The 20,953-nt window shown below is 68.7% G+C and carries 16 protein-coding genes; 6 read left to right on the plus strand and 10 right to left on the minus strand.

The annotated features are described in order from the left end of the window. Window positions 1-81: 81 nt before the first annotated feature. From AC1VXD_RS17690 to AC1VXD_RS17700, 3 genes are all read right to left on the minus strand, one after another. Entirely contained in the window at window positions 82-1,527 is a 1,446-nt protein-coding gene (locus tag AC1VXD_RS17690) for an ExeM/NucH family extracellular endonuclease (protein WP_482993139.1), read from the minus strand. 209 nt (window positions 1,528-1,736) lie between these two features. Next, entirely contained in the window at window positions 1,737-2,255 is a 519-nt protein-coding gene (locus AC1VXD_RS17695; protein WP_079224832.1) for a c-type cytochrome, read from the minus strand. Window positions 2,256-2,366: 111 nt separating this feature from the next. Beyond that, a complete protein-coding gene (locus AC1VXD_RS17700; RefSeq protein WP_482993140.1) occupies window positions 2,367-2,984 on the minus strand; it encodes a TetR/AcrR family transcriptional regulator in 618 nt (205 codons plus the stop codon). Between the two features lie 158 nt (window positions 2,985-3,142). Here AC1VXD_RS17700 and AC1VXD_RS17705 point away from each other — a divergent pair, with 158 nt between their 5' ends. The 3 genes from AC1VXD_RS17705 to AC1VXD_RS17715 are packed head-to-tail and all read left to right on the plus strand — an operon-like array spanning window position 3,143 to window position 7,951. Beyond that, window positions 3,143-4,306, plus strand: a complete 1,164-nt coding sequence (locus AC1VXD_RS17705; protein WP_482993141.1) for an isovaleryl-CoA dehydrogenase — start codon at window positions 3,143-3,145, stop codon at window positions 4,304-4,306. Window positions 4,307-4,316: 10 nt separating this feature from the next. Further along, window positions 4,317-5,927, plus strand: coding sequence for a carboxyl transferase domain-containing protein (locus tag AC1VXD_RS17710; protein WP_482993142.1), 1,611 nt, complete (start codon window positions 4,317-4,319; stop codon window positions 5,925-5,927). A gap of 8 nt (window positions 5,928-5,935) precedes the next feature. Next, the gene (locus AC1VXD_RS17715; protein WP_482993143.1) at window positions 5,936-7,951 is read left to right on the plus strand and encodes an acetyl/propionyl/methylcrotonyl-CoA carboxylase subunit alpha; all 2,016 of its coding nucleotides are present in this window, start codon (window positions 5,936-5,938) and stop codon (window positions 7,949-7,951) included. Window positions 7,952-7,975: 24 nt separating this feature from the next. Here AC1VXD_RS17715 and AC1VXD_RS17720 read toward each other — a convergent pair whose 3' ends face one another. Beyond that, window positions 7,976-9,160: a putative peptide maturation dehydrogenase gene (locus AC1VXD_RS17720; RefSeq protein ID WP_482993144.1), complete on the minus strand. Its 1,185-nt coding sequence runs from the start codon at window positions 9,158-9,160 to the stop codon at window positions 7,976-7,978. Between the two features lie 153 nt (window positions 9,161-9,313). On the opposite strand from AC1VXD_RS17720, the gene AC1VXD_RS17725 reads away from it, so the two are divergent. Next, entirely contained in the window at window positions 9,314-9,613 is a 300-nt protein-coding gene (locus AC1VXD_RS17725; protein WP_482993145.1) for an NHLP-related RiPP peptide, read from the plus strand. On the opposite strand, the gene AC1VXD_RS17730 is transcribed toward AC1VXD_RS17725, so the two are convergent. The 4 genes from AC1VXD_RS17730 to aceB form a co-directional block, all read right to left on the minus strand. Continuing rightward, window positions 9,600-12,125 carry a putative peptide modification system cyclase gene (locus AC1VXD_RS17730; protein WP_482993146.1) on the minus strand — a complete coding sequence of 842 codons (2,526 nt, stop codon included), beginning with the start codon at window positions 12,123-12,125 and terminating at the stop codon, window positions 9,600-9,602. The genes AC1VXD_RS17725 and AC1VXD_RS17730 overlap by 14 nt on opposite strands. A gap of 15 nt (window positions 12,126-12,140) precedes the next feature. Next, window positions 12,141-13,181, minus strand: a complete 1,041-nt coding sequence (locus tag AC1VXD_RS17735) for a GGDEF domain-containing protein (RefSeq protein ID WP_482993147.1) — start codon at window positions 13,179-13,181, stop codon at window positions 12,141-12,143. A gap of 321 nt (window positions 13,182-13,502) precedes the next feature. Then, entirely contained in the window at window positions 13,503-14,804 is a 1,302-nt protein-coding gene (gene aceA, locus AC1VXD_RS17740) for an isocitrate lyase (RefSeq protein WP_482993148.1), read from the minus strand. 69 nt (window positions 14,805-14,873) lie between these two features. Continuing rightward, window positions 14,874-16,511: a malate synthase A gene (gene aceB, locus AC1VXD_RS17745; protein WP_482993149.1), complete on the minus strand. Its 1,638-nt coding sequence runs from the start codon at window positions 16,509-16,511 to the stop codon at window positions 14,874-14,876. Between the two features lie 110 nt (window positions 16,512-16,621). On the opposite strand from aceB, the gene AC1VXD_RS17750 reads away from it, so the two are divergent. Together AC1VXD_RS17750 and AC1VXD_RS17755 are read left to right on the plus strand one after the other, a co-directional pair. After that, window positions 16,622-17,590: a LysR family transcriptional regulator gene (locus AC1VXD_RS17750; protein ID WP_482993150.1), complete on the plus strand. Its 969-nt coding sequence runs from the start codon at window positions 16,622-16,624 to the stop codon at window positions 17,588-17,590. Between the two features lie 209 nt (window positions 17,591-17,799). Beyond that, window positions 17,800-18,771 carry a LysR family transcriptional regulator gene (locus tag AC1VXD_RS17755; RefSeq protein WP_482993151.1) on the plus strand — a complete coding sequence of 324 codons (972 nt, stop codon included), beginning with the start codon at window positions 17,800-17,802 and terminating at the stop codon, window positions 18,769-18,771. Window positions 18,772-18,794: 23 nt separating this feature from the next. On the opposite strand, the gene AC1VXD_RS17760 is transcribed toward AC1VXD_RS17755, so the two are convergent. Together AC1VXD_RS17760 and lepB are read right to left on the minus strand one after the other, a co-directional pair. Then, complete coding sequence (locus AC1VXD_RS17760; RefSeq protein WP_482993152.1) at window positions 18,795-20,051, minus strand: MFS transporter; 1,257 nt, start codon at window positions 20,049-20,051, stop codon at window positions 18,795-18,797. 120 nt (window positions 20,052-20,171) lie between these two features. Further along, window positions 20,172-20,798 carry a signal peptidase I gene (lepB, locus tag AC1VXD_RS17765; protein ID WP_482993153.1) on the minus strand — a complete coding sequence of 209 codons (627 nt, stop codon included), beginning with the start codon at window positions 20,796-20,798 and terminating at the stop codon, window positions 20,172-20,174. Between the last annotated feature and the right edge of the window lie 155 nt (window positions 20,799-20,953).

Here is a 20,953-nt window from a genome sequence, read left to right on the forward strand (position 1 = left end):
CCCGCCGCCGGCCAGCCCCTCCGCCACCCCACCCCCCAACCCCACGCGCGCGCGGGCCCCCCCCACCCCCCCGGCGGTGGGTCATTTACCAAAACCCAGCAGCAGCGGGTCGTGGTCGGAGCTGCGCCACGGGCCCGGCACGTTGCGGCCCTGGTAGCCGCTGGCGTCCTGCTCGTCGGCGTTGCTGTGCCATTCGGCAGCACCGCGCAGGCGCTTGGCCATGCCCGGGCTCAGCAGCGCGTGGTCGAGGCGGCCGGTGTAGCCGTTGTAGACGTAGCTGTAGGGATGCTCGACCTTGGCCACCTTGAAGGCGTCCTGCCAGCCGAGGTCATGCAGGGTGCGGATCGGGTCTTCCTGCGCATAGGCGTTGAAGTCGCCCAGCAGCACCGCGTCCTGGGCACCGGTGCCGGTCGGGTTGGTCTTCAGCCAGTCGTTCAACTGCTGCGCCGAGGCGACGCGGGTGGCGTTCCAGCAGCCCTGGCCGTCGTTGCGGTCGGCATCGGCGCCTGCAGCCTCGCGGCAGCCCTTGGACTTGAAGTGGTTGGCGACCACCACGAACGGCGCGCCCTGCTTGGCCTGGAAGGCCTGCGCCAGCGGCACGCGGCTGTGCTCGACGAACGGGCCGCCGGTCAGCGTGGCCGGCTTGCCCAGCGGCTGCAGGCGGCTGCTGCGGTAGATGATGCCGACGCGGATCGGGTTGTCGCCCGGTCCGTTGCCGGCGTCGACGAAGCGCCAGTCGCCCTGCGCACCGCGGTCGCGGTTGAGCGCATCGACCAGTTCGGCAATGGCCGACTGCGGACCGTAGCCGTCGTTTTCCAGTTCCATCAGCGCGGCGACATCGGCGCCGAGCGAGTTGACGGTGGTGACCAGCTTGGCCACCTGGGCCTTGTGCTCGTCCAGCGTGCGCGCGCCGCGCAGGGTCGGGAAACCACCGCCCTGGCCATCACCGTTGAAGAAGTTCTCCAGGTTGAAGGCGGCGATGTGCAGGTCGCCGGCCACCTTCGGCACCGCCGGGCGCTGCAGGTCGGGCAGCGTCAGCGTGCCCTGCACCTGCAGACTGGCGCGGCCCTGTGCGTCCACCCGCACGATGCCTTCCACGTTGCGCAGCTGCATGCCGGTGCGCAGCACAGGGGTGCCGGCCAGATACGGCACGCTGCCCGGGTCGCGGGCATCGCTGCCGTCATCGAGCACCAGGCGGCGGCGCTGGTTGTCGGCCATCACCTGTTCGATGCCGGCCGTGCCAGGTGCGGCCACTTCGGTGGGCTGCCAGAGGCGGCCATCGAAGGCCACGGTCAGCTGGCCGAAGCGCTCCAGGCCATCGGTACCGGCCAGGGTGAGCGGAGCGGCGATGCGCACGTGCTGGCCGTCCAGCGCGCGCCAGTCGGCCGGGGCGGTGGTCAGCACGACCGGGGCCTTGCTGCGGGCGGTGGTGGAGGTCGGGGTCGGCGCGGCCTGCGGCTGGGCCTGGGCAAAGGCGGTGGCCGGCAGCAGCAGGGACAGGGCAAGGGCGAGGGAACGGCGGCGCATCGACGGGCGACTCCACGAAATGGGCGCACAGACTAACCCCGAAATGTGCAGGCCCGCTTGCAGCGCCCGTTTCGGCCTTGGTAGGCAAAGCCGGGGTGGTGGCAAGGGATGTTGTAGAGCCGAGCCCATGCTCGGCTGCACTTGGCCATGCCGCGCGCAGAGCAGCCGAGCGTGGGCTCGGCTCTACAGAAGGCGGCGTATTGCGGCGGTTATTTCAGGTTGCCCAGCATCCAGTCCACGGTGGCGTGGATCTGTTCCTCGGTGAGCGCCGGGTTGCCGCCCTTGGGCGGCATGATGCCGCCATCCGGGCCGGTGTAGCCCTCGATGGCGTGCTTGTAGAGGGTGTCCTTGCCCTGCGCCAGGCGCTGGTCCCAGTGCGCGTGGTCGAGCGTGGGCGCCTGGCCGACGCCGGTGGTGTGGCAGGCGGTGCAGAGGTTGTCGAAGATGACCTTGCCATCCTTCGTCCCGCCGTAGGCGACCTGCGAAGCAGCCTTGGCCAGCGCCGCGGCCTTGGCCGCGGCCTGCGCGGCCGCGCCGGTGCTGCCGGCATACACCGCGCCCGTGGGCGAGATGCGCTGCTCGGTGCGTTTGGCCGCCGTGGGCGACACCTCGGGCGGAATCCGGGTGTGGATGTACGCCGCCAGGAGGATGAGACCGAGGGTGATGGCCGCCAGCAGCGCGATCACCATGGAGAAGCGTTTCAGGAACTCCAGATCGTAATTCCGCACTCTTCGTTACCCCTGGCTGATAGTCGTTGGACCACGGCTGAGCGACTGCGTGATGGGCCGAGTATAGAACGCGCTTTGCGTGCGACAACAGGCGTCGATGCTGGTGCGGCGCTACCGTTTTGCGGGGGCGCCGATCGCGCGCAGGCAGAAGCTGCAGATCGCGTCCACCAGCGCGTCTTCGTCGCGGTGTGCTTCGCGGCTGGGCGCGGTCGGGCCGACCATCGCTTCGGTGAAGGCACCGACCAGGCAGGCGGCGGTGGCATGCGCATCCTGCGCGGGCAGTTCGCCGGCGGCCACGCCCTCTTCCACCAGGCGCAGGAACACATCACCGAAGGCGCGCCGCCCGCGCATGCGCTCGGCCTCCACGTCCGGGTCCACCGGTTCGACGATGAAGGCGTGGGCCAGCCCCGGCCCGGCCAGGGCGCGGCGGACGAAGGCGGTGATCGCCAGGCGCAGGCGCTCGCTGGCCACTTCGGGGCCGTTGGCGATGCGCTCCATGATCTCCACCTCGTGGGCCACGGCGGCGTTGAGCACCTCCACGAACAGCTCGGCCTTCGACGGGAAGTGCCGGTAGATCAGCCCGGTGGACACCCCGGCCTGGGTCGCCACGGCGGTCACCGGGGCGTTGCGCCAGCCGCCGGCAGCCACCAGCTCGCGGGTCGCCAGCAGGATCCGTTCACGGGCCCCGGCCAGGCGTTCTTCCATCAATGCAGAGCGTTTGTAGGCCATATCCTGATTCTATTTTCAATTTTTGAATTTATGTTCACTTCTTTCCCGAACCCCGCTACGCTGGGGCCATCGCCCGTGCTGGCCGCTGCCTTCAACAGCCATCAGCCTCCGCCTGACGGGTGCGTCCATTCCCCCACCTTCCTCGTGGAGCCGCCGCAATGCACGTGCCATCCCTGAACTTCGATCTTGGCGAAGAGATCGACCTGCTGCGCCAGAGCGTGGCCCATTTTGCCGCTGCCGAGGTCGCTCCGCTGGCCACCGAGGCCGATGCCACCAACCAGTTCCCGCTGGCCCTGTGGCCGAAACTGGGCGAACAGGGCCTGCTCGGCCTCACCGTGGAAGAAGAATACGGCGGCACCGGCATGGGTTACCTGGCCCACGTGGTGGCGATGGAAGAAATCTCGCGCGCCTCCGGCGGCATCGGCCTGTCCTATGGTGCGCATTCCAACCTGTGTGTGAACCAGCTGCGCAAGAACGGCAACGAGGAACAGAAGCAGCGCTTCCTGCCCGGCCTGTGCAGCGGCGCGCTGGTCGGTGCGCTGGCGATGAGCGAGCCGGGCGCCGGTTCGGACGTGGTGTCGATGAAGCTGCGCGCGGACAAGCGCGGCGATCGCTACGTGCTCAACGGCAACAAGATGTGGATCACCAACGGTCCCGATGCCGACGTGCTGGTGGTCTACGCCAAGACCGACATGGACGCCGGTGCCAAGGGCATCACCGCGTTCCTGGTCGAGAAGGGCATGAAGGGTTTCTCCACCGCGCAGAAGCTGGACAAGCTGGGCATGCGCTCCTCGCCCACCTGCGAGCTGGTGTTCCAGGATTGCGAAGTACCGGAAGAGAACGTGCTGGGCCAGGTCGGCGGCGGCGTGCGCGTGCTGATGTCCGGCCTGGACTACGAGCGCGTGGTGCTGTCCGGTGGCCCGCTGGGCCTGATGGCCGCGGCCATGGACGTGGTGATGCCGTACGTGCACGAGCGCCACCAGTTTGGTGAAGCCATCGGCAGCTTCCAGCTGATCCAGGCCAAGATCGCCGACATGTACGTGGGCCTGGGTGCTTGCCGCGCGTATGTCTATGCCGTGGCGCGCGCCTGCGACCAGGGCCGCACCACCCGCCAGGACGCCGCCGGCGCCATCCTGTATGCCGCCGAGAAGGCCACCTGGCTGACCGGCCAGGCGATCCAGATCCTGGGCGGCAACGGCTACATCAACGAATACCCGACCGGCCGCCTGTGGCGCGACGCCAAGCTGTATGAAATCGGCGCCGGCACCTCGGAGATCCGCCGCATGCTGATCGGCCGCGAACTGTTCCAGCGCACCCTGTAAGGCCACTGCGATGACCGTCCTCAACAGCCAGCTGCAACCAGGCAGCGAAACGTTTGAAAGCAACCGCGCCGCCATGCAGGCCGTGGTCGATGACCTGCACGCCACGCTGGCGCGCACCGCGCTGGGCGGCAACGAGGCCGCCCGTGCCAAGCACACCGCGCGCGGCAAGCTGCTGGTGCGCGACCGCATCGACGCCCTGCTCGACCCCGGCAGCGCCTTCCTGGAAATCGCGCCGCTGGCCGCACACGGCATGTACGAGGACGCCGTGCCCGCTGCAGGCGTGGTGGCCGGCATCGGCCGCGTCAGCGGTGTGGAATGCGTGATCGTGGCCAACGACGCCACGGTCAAGGGCGGCACCTACTACCCGATGACGGTGAAGAAGCACCTGCGCGCGCAGGAGATCGCCGAGCAGAACCACCTGCCCTGCATCTACCTGGTCGATTCCGGTGGCGCCTTCCTGCCGCTGCAGGACGAGGTGTTCCCCGACCGCGATCATTTCGGCCGCATCTTCTACAACCAGGCCAACCTGTCCGCGCAGGGCGTCCCGCAGATCGCCTGCGTGATGGGCAGCTGCACCGCCGGCGGCGCCTACGTGCCGGCGATGAGCGATGAGACGGTGATCGTGCGCGAGCAGGGCACCATCTTCCTCGGCGGCCCGCCACTGGTGAAGGCCGCGACCGGTGAAGTGGTGACGGCCGAAGAACTGGGCGGCGCCGACGTGCACACGCGCATTTCAGGCGTGGCCGACCACATGGCCGACAACGACCTGCAGGCACTGGCAAGGGTGCGCGCGATCATCGCCCAGTTGAACTGGCGCAAGCCGGAACCGGCGATGGCGGTGCAGCCCAGCGAAGCACCGCTGCTGCCGGCGCACGAGCTGTACGGGGTGATCCCGGCCGATACGCGCAAGCCCTACGACGTGCGCGAAGTGATCGCACGCCTGGTCGATGGCTCGCGTTTCGATGAGTTCAAGCCGCGCTATGGCGCCACGCTGGTCACCGGCTTTGCCCATCTGAACGGCTACCCGATCGGCATCATCGCCAACAACGGCATCCTGTTCTCCGAGTCGGCGCTGAAGGGCGCACACTTCATCGAGCTGTGCACCCAGCGCAACATCCCGCTGGTGTTCCTGCAGAACATCACCGGCTTCATGGTCGGCCGCAAGTACGAACAGGGCGGCATCGCCAAGGACGGGGCCAAGCTGGTGATGGCCGTAGCCTGCGCCAAGGTGCCCAAGTTCACCGTGGTGATCGGCGGCTCGTTCGGTGCCGGCAACTACGGCATGTGCGGCCGCGCCTATTCGCCCAACTTCCTGTGGATGTGGCCGAACGCGCGCATCGGCGTGATGGGTGGCGAGCAGGCCGCCAGCGTGCTGGCCACGGTCAAGCGCGATGGCATCGAAGCCAGGGGCGGGCAATGGCCGGCGGCGGAAGAAGACGCCTTCAAGGCACCGATCCGCGACCAGTTCGAACAGCAGGGCCACCCCTACTACGCCAGCGCGCGGTTGTGGGATGACGGCGTGATCGATCCGGTCGATACCCGCCGTGTCCTGGCCCTGGCCCTGTCGGCCAGCCTCAACGCCGCCCCGCAGCAGACGCGCTTCGGCGTGTTCCGCATGTGACCCGTGCCATGACCGAGCAAGCTCCCATGAAGCCCGTCGCCATGTTCAGCAAAATCCTCATCGCCAACCGTGGCGAGATCGCCTGCCGCGTCATCGCTACCTGCCGTCGCTTGGGCATCGCCACCGTGGCGGTGTATTCCGATGCCGACCGCAACGCGCGCCACGTGCGCCTGGCCGACGAGGCCATCCACATCGGCGCGGCCGCCGCGCGCGAAAGCTACCTGCGCGGTGACGTGCTGCTGGACGCCGCGCGCCTGACCGGCGCACAGGCGATCCACCCCGGCTACGGCTTCCTCTCCGAGAACGCCGATTTCGCCGATGCCTGTGCCGCCGCCGGCATCACCTTCATCGGCCCGCCGGCCAGCGCCATCCGCGCGATGGGTGACAAGAGCGCGGCCAAGGCGCTGATGGCCAGGGCCGGCGTGCCGCTGACCCCGGGCTACCACGGCGACCAGCAGGAGCCCGCGTTCCTGCGCGCGCAGGCCGATGCCATCGGCTACCCGGTGCTGATCAAGGCCAGCGCCGGTGGCGGTGGCAAGGGCATGCGCAAGGTCGAACGCAGCGAGGACTTCGTCGATGCGCTGGCCAGCTGCCAGCGCGAGGCGGCCTCGGCCTTCGGCAACGACCATGTACTGGTGGAGAAGTACGTCGAGCGCCCGCGCCACATCGAGATCCAGGTGTTCGGCGATTCCCACGGGGATGCGGTCTACCTGTTCGAGCGCGACTGCTCGGTGCAGCGCCGCCACCAGAAGGTGCTGGAGGAAGCCCCGGCACCGGGCATGAGCGCCGAGCGCCGTGCAGCGATGGGCAAGGCCGCGGTCGATGCCGCGCGCGCGGTGGGCTATGTCGGTGCGGGCACGGTGGAGTTCATTGCCGGCCCGGACGGCGATTTCTACTTCATGGAAATGAACACCCGCCTGCAGGTCGAACACCCGGTGACCGAGTACATCACCGGCACCGACCTGGTGGAATGGCAGCTGCGCGTGGCCGCTGGCCAGCCGATGCCGCTGCGCCAGGAACAGCTGGCCATCCACGGCCATGCCATCGAAGCACGCCTGTATGCGGAGGACGCCGACCGTGGTTTTCTGCCGTCCACCGGCACCCTGCGCCGCCTGCGCCTGCCGACGCCTTCGGCGAACGTGCGCGTGGATACCGGCGTGGAAGAAGGCGACAGCATCACCCCGTACTACGATCCGATGATCGCCAAGCTGATCGTCTGGGACGTGGACCGCGAGGCCGCCCTGCTCCGCATGAGCCAAGCCCTGGCCGACTGCCAGGTGGTGGGCGTGACCACCAATGCCGGTTTCCTGCGTCGCTTGGTGAACACCGATTCGTTCGCCAACGCGAAGCTGGACACCGCGTTGATCGAACGCGAACAAGCCACGCTGAATGCTGTGGGCGACAGCGACGATGCACTGTGGCAGCTGGCAGCCATCGCTGCCGTGGCCAGCACCGCGCGTGCGGGCAGCGATGCACGCGATCCGCATTCGCCGTGGCAGGCACAGGACGGTTGGCGTCTGGGTGCTTCGGCACCGCGTGTGCTGCCGCTGCAGCAGGGTGAGCGCACGCACACGCTGAAGGTGTGGGCGCAGGCCGATGGCTGGCGCGTACAGCGCGATGATGCTGCACCGGCCACGGTGCTCGGCAGCACCGACGGCCAGCGCATGGGCGTGCAGCTGGAGGGTCGCCGCTGGCAGCTGCAGCTGCTGCGCGAGGGCGATCAGCTGTATCTGTTCGGCGCCGATGGCCAGCACCGCTTCACCCTGCACGACCCGGTTGGTGAATCAGACAATGCCAGCGCCGATGCCGGCAGCCTGCTGGCACCGATGCCGGGCAGGATCGTGGCCACCCTGGTCGAGGCCGGTACCCAGGTGAAGCGCGGCACGCCGCTGGTGGTGCTGGAAGCGATGAAGATGGAGCACACCCTGCAGGCCCCGGCCGACGGCACGGTGAAGGGCTACGGCGCGAAGGCCGGCGACCAGGTGGGCGACGGCGCCGTACTGGTGGATTTCGAAGCCGCTTGAGAAGTGGGAAGGACGGACGCGCGCTCAGCCGGCGCGCGTCCAGACCTCGCCGGCCGGGTCCAGCTCGGCCGTTTCCATGCGTGCCGCGCGCCAGCCGAAACCACACATCGCCAATGCGCCCTGCTGCACCGGGTCCAGCTGCAGCGCCGGTTCCAGGCAGCGCTCGTTGATCGCGCCGGTGATGAAGGCGCCCAGGCCCAGGTCGGTGGCCGACAGGTACATCGTCTGCGACAGGTGCCCCGCCTCGAGCGCGACCACGCGGTAGCCCTTGGCGTGGCGGCGGTACTTCCAGAACGTGCGGTCGAAGCGCGGCACCAGGGTCACCAGGCAGTGCGCATTGGCAAACCAATGCTGCTGGCCCAGCGCTTCCATGGCGAACGCACGCAGTCCCATCGGCGGATCCGGCAGGCGCAGCAGCCGGTGCCCGTCCAGCAGGTAGCGATACACGCCCGGCGCCACACCGTCCACGTTCTGCACCACCAGGTAGGCCTCGGTGGGATGCAGGCCGCCTCCGGACGGGCTGCTCTTCTTCTGGAAACGCAGGTCATCGCTGACCTGCACATGGGCGCGTGCACCGAACACGCGCGCCAGCATGGTGGAGAACAGCGCCATCGGCAGTGGCCGGTGCTCATCGAAGTTGCGGCAGGTCGCGCGCCGCGCCAGCAGCGCATCGAAATAGGTGTCGCCCTGCAGCGGCAGCACCTGGCTTTCGGCATCGGCCGGCACCGCCGTCGGTGCCGGCGGCGGCCCCAGCACCTCACGCATGCCCACGGCGGTATCGGTACCGGAGTCGCGCGTGTTCTTCACGGCATCGACGCCCTCCCACCGGGTGAACGCATGCAGCACCGCCGCCAGCGGATGCCAGTACGTCTCGCGCTGGCGATCATCGGCCTGGCGGACCTGCAGCGCCGCCTCATCGCCGGGTGATGCACTGACCAGCAGGCCCAGGCGCAGCAGCGCCTCGCAGGCGGCGCGCTCGTCTTCGTCCGCGGGCGGGTCCTGCCACTGGGTGGGGCCGATGCGGCCCAGCAGCTCGCGCTGCACGGCATCCACGTCCACCGGCTCGCCCAGATGCGGAGCCAGTGCCACCCAGCGCATCTGGCGGCGGATGCCGTTGCCGCCGGAGAGCAGGTCCTGCAGATCGAAGTCGGCGCTCTCGCGCGGTTCCAGCAGCAGGATCTCGCAACGTCGGATGCGGGCGGAAGACACGGCAGGATCTACGGGCATGGCATCGGATTCGAAGGGGCGCAGTTCACTAGCGGCCGCCGCCGACGGAACTTCATCGCGCACTCAAGTGCGGGCTGCGTGGGCCGATCTAACAGCGCTTGTCCACTTCTTCCGTCGCCGTTCCCGAGGTTCTTCGTGTCCCTGCCTACCCTGCCCGCGCCGATCGCCATGGCGCTGATCTGCGCGCTCGCTGAAGACGATGCGTTCCGCGCGCTGTTCGCCTCCAATCCTGCTTCTGCCCTGGTCAGCCTTGGCTTGCCCGCCGCGGATGCGGAACTGGTGAAGATCTGCTGCCAGGTCAACCAGCTGGCCTCCAAGGAAGCCATCCACGATGCCAAGCAGGAACTGCAGACGATGCTGACCCGGGAGCTGGCCCAGCTGGTTCCGGCGCTGGATGCCAGCCCCGGCCCGGGCTGGTCCCTCAAGGGACCGTGATCGCCGCCGCCGTCGGCTCCGGCCGGCGGCGCAGCGTGGCGGCCATGCCCGCTGCGCGATTGCTGTCGAGGACGTTGAGCGGCTGCATGCAGTAGCCGCAATCCAGCTCGGCATAGGCGCGGCCACGATTGCTGGCCAGGTAGTCGGCCTGGACCAATGCTGCCGCGTTGGCGCCCTTGGCCACGTTTGCATCCATCGCCGCCACGCGCGTCTGGAAGCTGGCCTGCCCGGTCAACCAGGGCGCGAGCAGCACCAACGCTTCGTCCGGCTTGCCCTGGCGGGTTGCCACGCTGGCACGCACCACAGCCATTGTTTCTGCCACCGGGGGCTGGCGTGTCACATCGTTGATCTTCGCCAGGTGCGCCAGCACACGCTCGGCCAACGCCGTGTCGCCCATCCGGATCGAAATCAGGGCCGACGCCAGGGCCACCATCGCGTCGTCGCCACTGTCGGCCAGTCCGCGGTTGTCGACACGGAGAAAGGCGCTGTCCACGTTGTGGCGCAGCTGTGCGCGCGTGGCGTCGTCATCGCCAGCGCCCCACAGCGCCGTCGCCAGCGGAACCAGCATTACCAGCTGATCAAATCCTGGCGCGTCGGTGAACTGTCTCGCTCCATCGCGCGCGATCTGCGCCGCATGCGTCCACTGCTGGCGATCAACGGCCATGCTGGTGCGTTCGATCGCCACATGCCGCGAGGGAGATGCTCGGTCCAGCAGCGATTCGGCCGCGTCATAGTTGCGCAGGCTGGCTTCGGCCGAGCCCAGGTAACGGTTGCTGCCGATTCGGCCGCCGTCGATGGCGCGCTTCAAGGCCTGGCGGGCGCCGGTGACGTCGCCGCGCGCCACCAGGATGCGACCCAGAAGATCGTGCGCCACGTTGCTGAGTTCAAAACGTGGATCTGCCGCATGTCGCGCGTACGGCAGCGACTCATCGAAGCGGTTTTCCGCGTACAGCCATATCGCAGCGTTGTACTGCGCAGCGAAGTAGTCCGGATACAGGCTGGACAGGCGCCGCCATGCATCGGAGGCCTGCCCGCGGTCGCGCAGCGTCGCCGCCCACGCGTCCAGATAGAGCGCCTCGCGGGGTGGCAGGCGGCGCTTGAGGCTCTTGGCGGTGTCCAGCGCCTGCATCGCCCCGGAGAGATCATCCACCGCGAAGTGCGCACGGACCTGCGCCATCCAGGCCAGGGCAAATTCCGGGTCCAGCTCCACTGCCTGCTGGAACATGGCCAGCGCGCCCGGGTAGTCACCACGCGCGTAGAGTTTCTGGCCGATCGAATAGGAACGCAGCGCATCCAGGCTGCCGGTGGTGACCGCAGGCAGCGGCGTAGAATCCTTCTCGACCTGCACCAGCGTCTCGCCCAGGCGGCCGCGCAGGCGCGCCACCACGTCGTCAGTGGAGGCCAGCAGCGATTCCAGGCCACGGCCGTCGGCAGATTCGACGGCAAGCGTGGCACGGCTGGCCGGATCCACCACGCCCACGCTCAGGCGCAGGCGACCGCCGGCTTCGGACAGCGTTGGCATCAACACGACCCGCGCGCCCACCCGCTGCGCAATCTCGGACGCATTGTTCGCATCCAGCGGCGCATCCAGCGAGGCGCGCATCTGCTGCAGCACGCTGCGCGCTTTCAGATCGCTGATCACGTTGACGTAGCGCGACTGTTCCAGGCTGATGCGCAGTGCCTGCTGGGTGGAACCATCCAGCAGGGTCTCGCCGGTCAGGTTGCGCAGATCGCCGACTACCACCCAGTCGCGCTCGGCGAAAGCGATGGCCGGTTGCGGCCGGGTCAGCAGCCAGCCGCCGACCAGCAGCGCCGCGGCCAAGGTGACTTCGGCGGTCATCACCAGCGGCTGCCGCCAGAACGGGATGTCACGCGATGCCTTCGCGGTCTGTCGCGGGCGCCCCAGACCGCGCGTCGCCGGGTCGTGCAGGCCGAACACTTCCATCGACTGCGCCACGCCCTTGAAGCGCCAGCGCCCGAAGGACTTCCACTTCAATCCCTGCGTGGCCTCCCCCAGATCACCGGCGGCGCGGCGCACCATCGATTCGGCAGTGGCCGACACCAGGAACTGGCCGGGCTGCGCCAGTTGCATCAGGCGCGCGGCCATCGGCTTGGCCAGGCCTTCCACTTCCACCGGTTTGGCGCCCAGCGCGATCGACTCGGCGCTGTTGTTCCACAGCAGCACTTCACCCACGTGCAGGCCGATGCGTGCGCGCAGCAGGATGTTGCGCTTGCCGCCCAGCGCCTGTAGGCCGCGCTGGTAGTCCAGGCCGAAACCGAGGGCATCCACCGGGCGTTCGAACAGCATGAACAGACCATCGGAGCGGTCGATCTGCTGGCCGTTCCAGCGCTGCTGCAGGGCCATCACCAGGCGGTCATGGTCCTGGAACAGTTCAGCCGCTGCGGCATCTCCCATGCGTTCCACCAGCAGGGTGGAATCGCACAGATCGGTGAACAGCAGGGCACGCAGCTGCGTGGTATGCGGAGTCGATGTTCCGGAATCGCCGTTCATCGCCACAGTCTCCGCTCACTGTCCGTCCGCAGGGTCAGCCCAATGCAGGCAGTTGCCGCCGGCGCGCTTGGCCCGGTACAGCGCACGGTCTGCCCCTGCATACCACTCACTCCAGTCCGCATCGGCCGCCAGCAGGCTGACGCCGATGCTGGCCGGGGTGACGTGCGGGTTGCCATGGCTGCGTTCGAGCAGGCCATGCACGGCGCTGAGGATGAACTCGGCCGCGTGCTGGGCCGCCTCGCGATCGGCATGGCGCAGGATCAGGCAGAACTCATCGCCGCCCAGGCGGCAGGCCAGGTCGTGTTCGCCGGCCATCGAGCGCAGGATGTTGCCCATGCTCTGCAGCACGCGGTCACCGGCCTGGTGGCCGTGGCGGTCGTTGACCTGCTTGAAGCGGTCGCAGTCGATCAGCAGCAGCGCCTGCGGCGCGCCATCGGGCTGGCTGCGGCAGTCCTGCAGGTAGCGGGTCAGGCCCCGGCGGTTGTGCAGGCCGGTCAGTTCATCGGTCTGCACCAGCTCGCGCGTGTGGGTCAGCTGGTGGGTGGTGATGTACAGGTTGTCCAGCGCGGTTTCCAGATCGTGGTTGCGCCGACGCAGCTGGCTGATCAGCGCCTGTTCGTTGGTCAGCACACGCATGATCGTGCGGCGCAGGAAGTAGGCCACCAGCCCCGGATCGGACTCGACCAGGCAATGGAAATCGGCCGGACCCAGTTCCAGCACGTGGCAGCCTTCGATCGCGCGCGCGCCGGCGCTGCGCGGATGGTCACCTACCAGCAGTCCCAGTTCTCCGAAGAACTCATGGCGTCCCAGTGTCTTGGTCACCAGGTCCTCGCCGAAATCCAGTTCGATCAATCCTTCCACGATGACGTACATGCCATCGCCGCGGTGGCCGCGGTGGAACAGCCATTGGCCCGCCTCGACCTTCAACGGCCGCGCGAAGCGCGCAAAAAGGGCGACTTCCGCATCCGACAACAGGGCGTGCACGATCTCGGCCATCGCCACCTGGGCGACACCTGTTGTCATGTCGATGTTCTCGGCCGCACCCCTGCCGGTCATTTCCCGCCGCCAGCGTCCCCTGGTGAGAAGCGGAGCATAGCAGTGATTCAAACTGTGCGCGTCTTCTCATTTTTCATGAAGACACCACGATCGGGGCCGAACGGGCGGGCAACCCGTATTCATGAGGGCAATTGCGGAGCGGCAGCACCCCGGACACAACAACGCCGGCAGGTCCCCCGACCTGCCGGCGTCGTCTGGCCCTTCCCTGGCCACCCTGATGGGGCTGATGCCCCGGTAGAGCCCGGGGGGGGGGGGGGGGGGGCGGGGGGGCGCGGGGGGGGGGCGCCGCGCCCGCCCCCGGCTCTACGGGGCGAGGCTGGGTCAGGCGGCGCGCTCGCTGCGGCCGCCATGGAACTGCTCTTCCTCGGTCGAGCCGGTCAGCGCGGTGGTCGAGGACTGGCCCTGCTGGATGGCCTGGGTGACCGCATCGAAGTAGCCAGTACCGACCTCGCGCTGGTGCTTGACCGCGGTGAAGCCGCGCTCGGCCGCTTCGAACTCGGCTTCCTGCAGTTCCACGAAGGCGCTCATCTGCCGGCGCGCATAACCGTGGGCCAGGTTGAACATGCCGTAGTTCAGCGCGTGGAAGCCGGCCAGGGTGATGAACTGGAACTTGTAGCCGTAGCTGCCCAGCTCGCGCTGGAACTTCGCGATGGTGGCGTCGTCCAGGTTCTTCTTCCAGTTGAAGCTGGGCGAGCAGTTGTAGGCCAGCAGCTTGCCGGGGAACTTCGCATGGATCGCCTCGGCGAACTTCCGCGCGAACTCCAGGTCCGGCTTGCCGGTCTCGCACCACACCAGGTCGGCATAGGGGGCGTAGGCCAGGCCGCGGCTGATCGCCTGGTCCAGGCCGTTGCGGGTCTTGTAGAAGCCTTCCACGGTGCGCTCGCCGGTGGTGAACGGCTGGTCGTTGCTGTCGATGTCACTGGTCAGCAGGTCGGCGGCTTCGGCATCGGTGCGCGCCACCAGCAGGGTCGGCACGCCCAGCACGTCGGCGGCCAGGCGCGCGGCGTTGAGCTTCTCGATGGCCTCGCGGGTCGGCACCAGCACCTTGCCGCCCATGTGCCCGCACTTCTTCACCGAGGCCAGCTGGTCCTCGAAGTGCACGCCGGCGGCACCGGCTTCGATCATCGCCTTCATCAGCTCGAAGGCGTTGAGCACGCCGCCGAAGCCGGCCTCGGCATCGGCCACGATCGGCTGCAGGAAGTCGATGTCATCCTTGCCTTCGGCGTGGTGCAGCTGGTCGGCGCGGAGCAGGGTGTTGTTGATGCGCTTGACCACCGCCGGCACCGAATCGGCCGGGTACAGCGACTGGTCCGGGTACATCTGCCCGGCCAGGTTGGCATCGGCAGCCACCTGCCAGCCGGACAGGTAGATCGCCTTCAGACCGGCCTTGACCTGCTGCATGGCCTGGTTGCCGGTCAGCGCGCCCAGCGCATTGACGAACTCGCGCTCGTGCAGCGACTTCCACAGCTTTTCCGCGCCCAGCCGGGCCAGCGAATGTTCGATGTGGACGGTGCCACGCAGGCGCACCACGTCGGCGGCGCTGTAGTTGCGCTGGATGCCTTCCCAGCGCGGGTGGGTGTCCCAGTCGTGCTGGATCTGTTCGGCAGTGGGCAGGGTGCTCATGTCTTTCTCCAGTTCGGTGGTGTAGCGCCGGGCGCTGCCCGGCTGGGATGGATTCGGGGAAGCAGGCCGTCAGTCGATGCGTGCGTAGGCCGGCAGGGTCAGGAAATCGGTCAGTTCGTCGCTGCGGCTCAGTTCGCCCAGCAGGGCGATGGCCTCGCCGATGCGGGCGCCACCGGGCAGCGCGCGGGTATCGCCCAGCCGCGCCGGCAGCTGGGCCAGGGCGGTGTCGAGCAGCGGCAGGTCGATGGCGGTGCCGTCGTCCAGCTGCTGGCCCGGCGTGTGCAGCCACTGCCACAGCTGGCTGCGGCTGATCTCGGCGGTAGCCGCGTCTTCCATCAGGTGGTGGATTGGCACGCAGCCGTTGCCGTCCAGCCACGCGGCCAGGTAGCGCACGCAGACTTCGACGTTGCCCTCGAAACCGGCGCGGGTGATGCTGCCCGGCGGCCGCGCGATCAGTTCATCGCGGCCCACCCGCACGTCCTGGCGCAGCACCTGGTGCTGGTTCGCGGTGGGCATATGTTCGTCGAAGATGGCCATCGCCACCGGAATCAGCGCCGGGTGCGCGACCCAGGTGCCATCGTGGCCAGCACTGACTTCGCGCAGCTTGTCGGCCCGCACGCGGGCCATGGCCTGTTCGTTGGCGGCGGCATCGCTGTTGATAGGGATCTGCGCGGCCATGCCGCCCATCGCATGCGCACCACGGCGGTGGCAGGTCTGGATCAGCAGTTCCGAATAGGCCTTCAGGAACGGCTGGGTCATCGTCACCTGGCCGCGCTCGGGCAGCACGCGGTCGGCGTGGCGACGGAAGGTCTTCAGGTAGGAAAAGATGTAATCCCAGCGGCCGCAGTTCAGGCCGACGATGCGCTCGCGCAGGGCGTGCAGGATCTCGTCCATCTCGAACACCGCCGGCAGCGTTTCGATCAGCACGGTCACCTTGATCTGGCCGTGCGGCAGGCCGAGCATGCCTTCGATGTGCGACAGCGCGGTCTCCCACAGCGCGGCCTCCTCCATGCTCTGCAGCTTGGGCAGGTAGAAGTACGGGCCGCGGTCCTTGGCCTGCAGCGCGCGGGCATTGTGGAAGGCGAACACCGCCGCATCGAACAGACCGCCGGCAATGAACTGGCCATCGACGCGCACGTGCTTCTCGTCCAGGTGCCAGCCGCGCGGGCGCACGATCAGCACCGCCTGTTCCTCAAAGGGGCGCAGGGTGTAGTGCTTGCCCGGCTTGCCGTTGGCGGCCGGCGCGGTGAATTCCAGATCGCCGCGCACGGCGGCCGCCAGCGACTGCTGCCCGGCCAGCAGGTTGCGCCAGGTCGGCGAGGTGGAATCCTCGAAGTCGGCCATGAACACCTTGGCGCCGGAGTTCAGCGCGTTGATGACCATCTTCGGGTCGGTCGGGCCGGTGATCTCGACGCGGCGGTCCTGCAGCGCGGCCGGCAACGGGGCCACGCGCCAGTCGCCGCTGCGGATTGCGGCGGTATCGCCGCGGAAGTCCGGCAGGCCGCCCTGGTCGAAGAACGCCTGGCGCTCGCGGCGGGCCTGCAGCCGCGCCTGCCGGCCCGGTTCCACCGCCCGGTGCAGCGAGACCAGCAGGGCCAGCAGCGGTGCCGGCAGCACGGTCTCCTGGCCGGCCACGCGGGTCGCCAGGGCGATACCCGGGGTGGCCTTGGCGGAGGTGGAGTAAACGGCGGAAGCAACGGCGGACATGGGGCGACTCCAGCGGTGGGGGAACGCCCCCAAAGTGCCGCCCGAGCCGAGTATTTGGCAAAACAGTTTTTGCAATGTCCCACATAAGGTGTGCTAATACTTATGACACCATGACCACGCGCAGCTCGCCAAGTCCGCGTTTTTCCTACAAATCCGACCGGCTGAAGCCGCTCCGGGCGTTCTGCCAGACGGTACGCCTGGGCTCGGTCTCACGGGCGGCTGAGGCGCTGTTCGTCAGCCAGCCGGCGATCAGCCTGCAGCTGCAGGCACTGGAACGTGAGCTGGGGGTGCCGCTGTTCGAGCGCAGCGGGCGCCGACTGGTGCCCAGCCGCGAGGGCCAGGTGCTGTATGAGATGGCGCAGCCGCTGGTGGAGAGCCTGGACGGGCTGGAAGCGCGCTTCCGCGACAAGGTGCGCGGGCTGGATGCGGGCGAGCTGAACATCGCCGCCAACAGCTCGACCATCCTCTACCTGCTGCCGAAGATCGTTGAACGCTTCCGCCTGCACCATCCCGACGTGCGCCTGACCCTGCACAACGCGATCAGCGCCGATGGCACCGACCTGCTGCGCGAGGACGCAGCCGACCTGGCGATCGGGTCGATGACCGACGTGCCGGCCGACCTGACCTATGCGCCGGCCTACCGCTTCGAGCAGGTGCTGATCGCGCCACACGATCATCCACTGGCCAGTGGTGGCGAGCTGGAGCTGGCCGACATCGCGCGCTACCCGCTGGTGCTGCCGCCGAAACGGCAGATCACCTACCGGCTGGTGGACCAGGTGTTCCAGCGCCACCGCATCGCGTACACGGTGGCGCTGGAGGTGGGCGGCTGGGAGGTGATCAAGCAGTACGTGGCGATGGGCATGGGCATTTCCATCGTGCCGGCGCTGTGCCTGCATGAAAGCGATCATGCGCGGCTGGCGGCGCGGTCGATGAAGCGCTGGTTCCCGGAGCGCAGTTACGGGGTGATCGTGCGGCGGGGCAAGGCGTTGTCGGCGCAGGCGCGGGCGTTTGTGGAGCTGATCCAGCCGGAGTTGTTCAGTCCGCGCGATTACGACCAGAGCGGGCATTCCGAGCGCTGAGGGTGTTCGGCGGGGCTGCGCCCTGCACCCGCAGAGGCCGAAGCAACGGCAACGTCAAAAGCGGGCCATCCGTGGATGGCGGGGCGGTTGGTCGCCGTCGTTGGTGGGTGCCGACCGTTGGTCGGCACGGGGTCGGATCCCGTTGCTGCGCGACGGGCTCTGACCCCTTCTCTGATTCACTTCCGGCTGACGATGAATAAACTGGCCCCATGTCCATCGAACTCCGCCACCTGCGCTACTTCCTCGCCGTTGCCGATACGCTGCACTTCGGCCAGGCGGCCGAGCGGCTGGGGATGTCGCAGCCGCCGCTCAGCCAGCAGATCCGGCAGCTGGAAGAGCTGATCGGGGCGCGGTTGTTCGTGCGCAGCCATCGCCGCGTGCAGCTCACTGCCGCCGGTGAGCTGCTGCAGGAGCGGGCGCGGGCCATCGTGCAGCAGGTGGAAACGGCGGTGGACGAGGTGCAGCGCGCGCAGCGCGGCGAGCAGGGCGAGCTGCATATCGGCCTGACCCGGGCCACGCCGCTGTCGCCGCAGATTCCGCGGTCGATCCTGCAGTACCGGCAGCAGTACCCGCAGGTGCGCCTGCAGCTGAGCGAGATGAATACCCTGCAGCAGATCGATGCGCTGCTCGATGGCAGCCTGGACGTGGGCATCATCCGCAAGCGTGCGCTGCCGCCGGAACTGGTGGCGCACAGCCTGTTCGTCGATCCGCTGGCGTTGATCGTGCACGCCGACCACCCTGCCCTGCGCCGGCTGTCCAAGCAGGGCACATTGGCCCTGCGTGATTTCGCCCAGGAGCCGTTCGTGGCGTTCCGCCGCAGTGCCGGTGCCGGCATCCACGACCACATGATCGCGCTGTGCGCGGCGGCGGGATTCACCCCGCGCATCGTGCAGGAGGCGGGCGAGGCATCGACGCTGATCAGTCTGGCAGCAGCCGGTCTGGGTGCGGCGATCCTGCCGTCGTCATGCGACCACATCCGGGTGGAAGGCGCGCACTTCGTGGCGATGGGCGACGCCGGGGCGCATTCGGAAGTGCAGTTGGCGTGGCGCCGCGAAGGGGTAACGCCGTTGATCCGCAATTTCGCCGGGTTGTTGCGCGGGGCGTTGGGGGGCGGGTGTTGCGCCGCGCTGCGCGCTCGCCGGGCTGGGCCCGGCGCTACCGTCGACCCACTACACAGTTAGCGCCGGGCCATGCCCGGCGGATCTCAAGCAGCGACCGGCTGCGGGGCGCGCTGCTGCAGGGCCCAGATGATGCCGCCGCCGAGCAGGGTCAGCACGCCGGTGAACAGGCACACGCCCAGCCAATCCCACGCGGCATAGGCCAGGCCCCCGACGGCGCCGAGTACGCTGCTGCCCAGGTAGTAGGCGAACAGGTACAGCGCCGAGGCTTCGGCACGCATCGAACCGGCGCGGCTGCCGACCCAGCTGCTGGCCACCGAGTGGCCGCCGAAGAAACCGAAGGTGACCAGGGCAATACCCAGCGCCATCGTGGTCAGCCACGGCATCGACAGCAGCACGATGCCGGCTCCGATCAGGCCGAAGGCAATGGTCAGCACGCGGCCGCGGCCGTGGCGCGTGGCCTGCTGGCCCATCCATGCCGAGCTGAAGGTGCCAACCAGGTACACGCTGAAGATCAGCCCGACCACGGTCTGGCTGAGGTGGTACGGCGGCGCCAGCAGGTGGTAGCCCAGGTAGTTGTAGAGGGTGACGAACACGCCCATCAGCACGAACGAGGTGGCGAACAGCCACGGCAGGCCCGGATCGGCGAACAGCGTGCGCCAGCGCGAGGGCAGCTGGCGCAGGCCGCCACGGCGGGCCTGGAAGTGGCGCGACGGCGGCAGCTGCAGCCACAGCAGCACGGTGCTGGCCACGGCGATGATCGAGACCGCGCCGATGCCCCAGCGCCAGCCCCAGTGGTCGGCAATGATGCCGGCCAGCAGGCGCCCACTCATGCCACCGATGGCGTTGCCACCGATGTACAGGCCCATGGCCAGGCCCAGCGCGCGGCTGTCCATTTCCTCCACCAGATAGGTCATCGCCACGGCAGGCACGCCGCTCAGGGCCAGGCCCAGCAGCGTGCGCAGCACGAGCATGGTGGTCCAGTCATCGACCAGCGCGGTGCACAGCGACAACAGGGCCGAGGCCATCAGCGCGGCGATCATCATCGGCCGGCGGCCGATCGCATCGGACAGCAGGCCGGCCAGCAGCATGGCCACGGCCAGGGTGCCGGTGCTCAGCGACAGCGACATCGCGCTGCCGGCGGCGGACACCCCGAAGTGGCGGCTGAACTCGGGCAGCAGCGGCTGCACCGTGTACAGCAGGCCGAAAGTCGAGAACCCCGCCAGGAACAGCGCGACCGCCGTGCGCCGGAACGCCGGGGTGCCCTGCTGGATGCGGGTATCGACAACGGAATCGGAAGTGCGGGGGCGGCCGCTGAGGGACGCCGTAGTTTCGCCAGTCATGGGATCGAGGGGCCGTGGGGGCAGCCGACGTGGGGGTACTGGGACCAGCGTAGGCCCCTCGATCCAGTCGATCCATAACCTGATGAGTCAGGATCGATATGCAGAACGTATCAATTCACCTTAGAGGTGCTTCCACTCGAAGCCATCGCCGCGGCGGTAGTAGATGGCCACGGCGCGGCCGTAGACCTTGCCCGCGTCGACGAACCCGAAGAAGCGGCCATCGAAGCTGTTGCCGCGGTGGTCGCCCAGCACCAGCAGCTTGCCGTCCGGCACCACCAGATCGGCGATGTCGGGGCCGCCGCCCATGTCCAGGTCGAGCTGGGCCTGGCGCTCGCCGAAGGCTTCTGTGTCGCGCAGGTCGGCGATCTGCAGCGGCTGGCCGTTGATGGCCAGGTGGCCGCCATGCAGCTGCACGTGGTCACCGGCGACGGCCACCACGCGCTTGATCAGGCGGGTGCCATCGGCCGGCGAATCGAACACGGCCACTTCGCCGCGCTGCGGGGTGCCGGTGGCCAGCAGCTGCCGGCCGGTGAACGGCAGGCGCAGGCCGTAGGCGCGCATGTCCACCACCACGCGGTCACCGGGCTGCAGGGTCGGCTGCATCGAGCCGCTGGGCACTACATAGTGGTTGGCCAGGGTGTCGCGGGCGGCGGCGAGCAGGCCGAGCATGACCAGCAGCGGCAGCGCTTCCTTCTTCAGCCAGGTAAGCGCGCGTTCGGCAAACGGGGGGCGGGCGGCAGCGTCCATGACGGGTTCCGGTGGGTGGAAGCTTGGTCAGACCTGCGGCAGGCGCGGGAGGTTCCCCTGCTCGTCGGTAGCGGGGGGGCGGGGGGGGGGCCCGGCGCCCGCGCCGCGCGGGGCGCCGCACCCCCCGCCGGCGGGGGGGGCCCGCCCGCGGGGGG

This window comes from Stenotrophomonas sp. STEN054 (assembly GCF_056854535.1).

Excerpts from the sequence above, each read along its gene's own strand:
- aceA (WP_482993148.1), bottom strand. The coding sequence starts at position 14,804 with ATGAGCACCCTGCCCACTGCCGAACAGATCCAGCACGACTGGGACACC.
- AC1VXD_RS17755 (WP_482993151.1), top strand. The coding sequence starts at position 17,800 with ATGTCCATCGAACTCCGCCACCTGCGCTACTTCCTCGCCGTTGCCGAT.
- AC1VXD_RS17760 (WP_482993152.1), bottom strand. The coding sequence starts at position 20,051 with ATGACTGGCGAAACTACGGCGTCCCTCAGCGGCCGCCCCCGCACTTCC.
- aceB (WP_482993149.1), bottom strand. The coding sequence starts at position 16,511 with ATGTCCGCCGTTGCTTCCGCCGTTTACTCCACCTCCGCCAAGGCCACC.
- AC1VXD_RS17690 (WP_482993139.1), bottom strand. The coding sequence starts at position 1,527 with ATGCGCCGCCGTTCCCTCGCCCTTGCCCTGTCCCTGCTGCTGCCGGCC.
- lepB (WP_482993153.1), bottom strand. The coding sequence starts at position 20,798 with ATGGACGCTGCCGCCCGCCCCCCGTTTGCCGAACGCGCGCTTACCTGG.
- AC1VXD_RS17735 (WP_482993147.1), bottom strand. The coding sequence starts at position 13,181 with ATGACCGGCAGGGGTGCGGCCGAGAACATCGACATGACAACAGGTGTC.
- AC1VXD_RS17715 (WP_482993143.1), top strand. The coding sequence starts at position 5,936 with ATGACCGAGCAAGCTCCCATGAAGCCCGTCGCCATGTTCAGCAAAATC.
- AC1VXD_RS17710 (WP_482993142.1), top strand. The coding sequence starts at position 4,317 with ATGACCGTCCTCAACAGCCAGCTGCAACCAGGCAGCGAAACGTTTGAA.
- AC1VXD_RS17730 (WP_482993146.1), bottom strand. The coding sequence starts at position 12,125 with ATGAACGGCGATTCCGGAACATCGACTCCGCATACCACGCAGCTGCGT.
- AC1VXD_RS17750 (WP_482993150.1), top strand. The coding sequence starts at position 16,622 with ATGACCACGCGCAGCTCGCCAAGTCCGCGTTTTTCCTACAAATCCGAC.
- AC1VXD_RS17705 (WP_482993141.1), top strand. The coding sequence starts at position 3,143 with ATGCACGTGCCATCCCTGAACTTCGATCTTGGCGAAGAGATCGACCTG.
- AC1VXD_RS17700 (WP_482993140.1), bottom strand. The coding sequence starts at position 2,984 with ATGGCCTACAAACGCTCTGCATTGATGGAAGAACGCCTGGCCGGGGCC.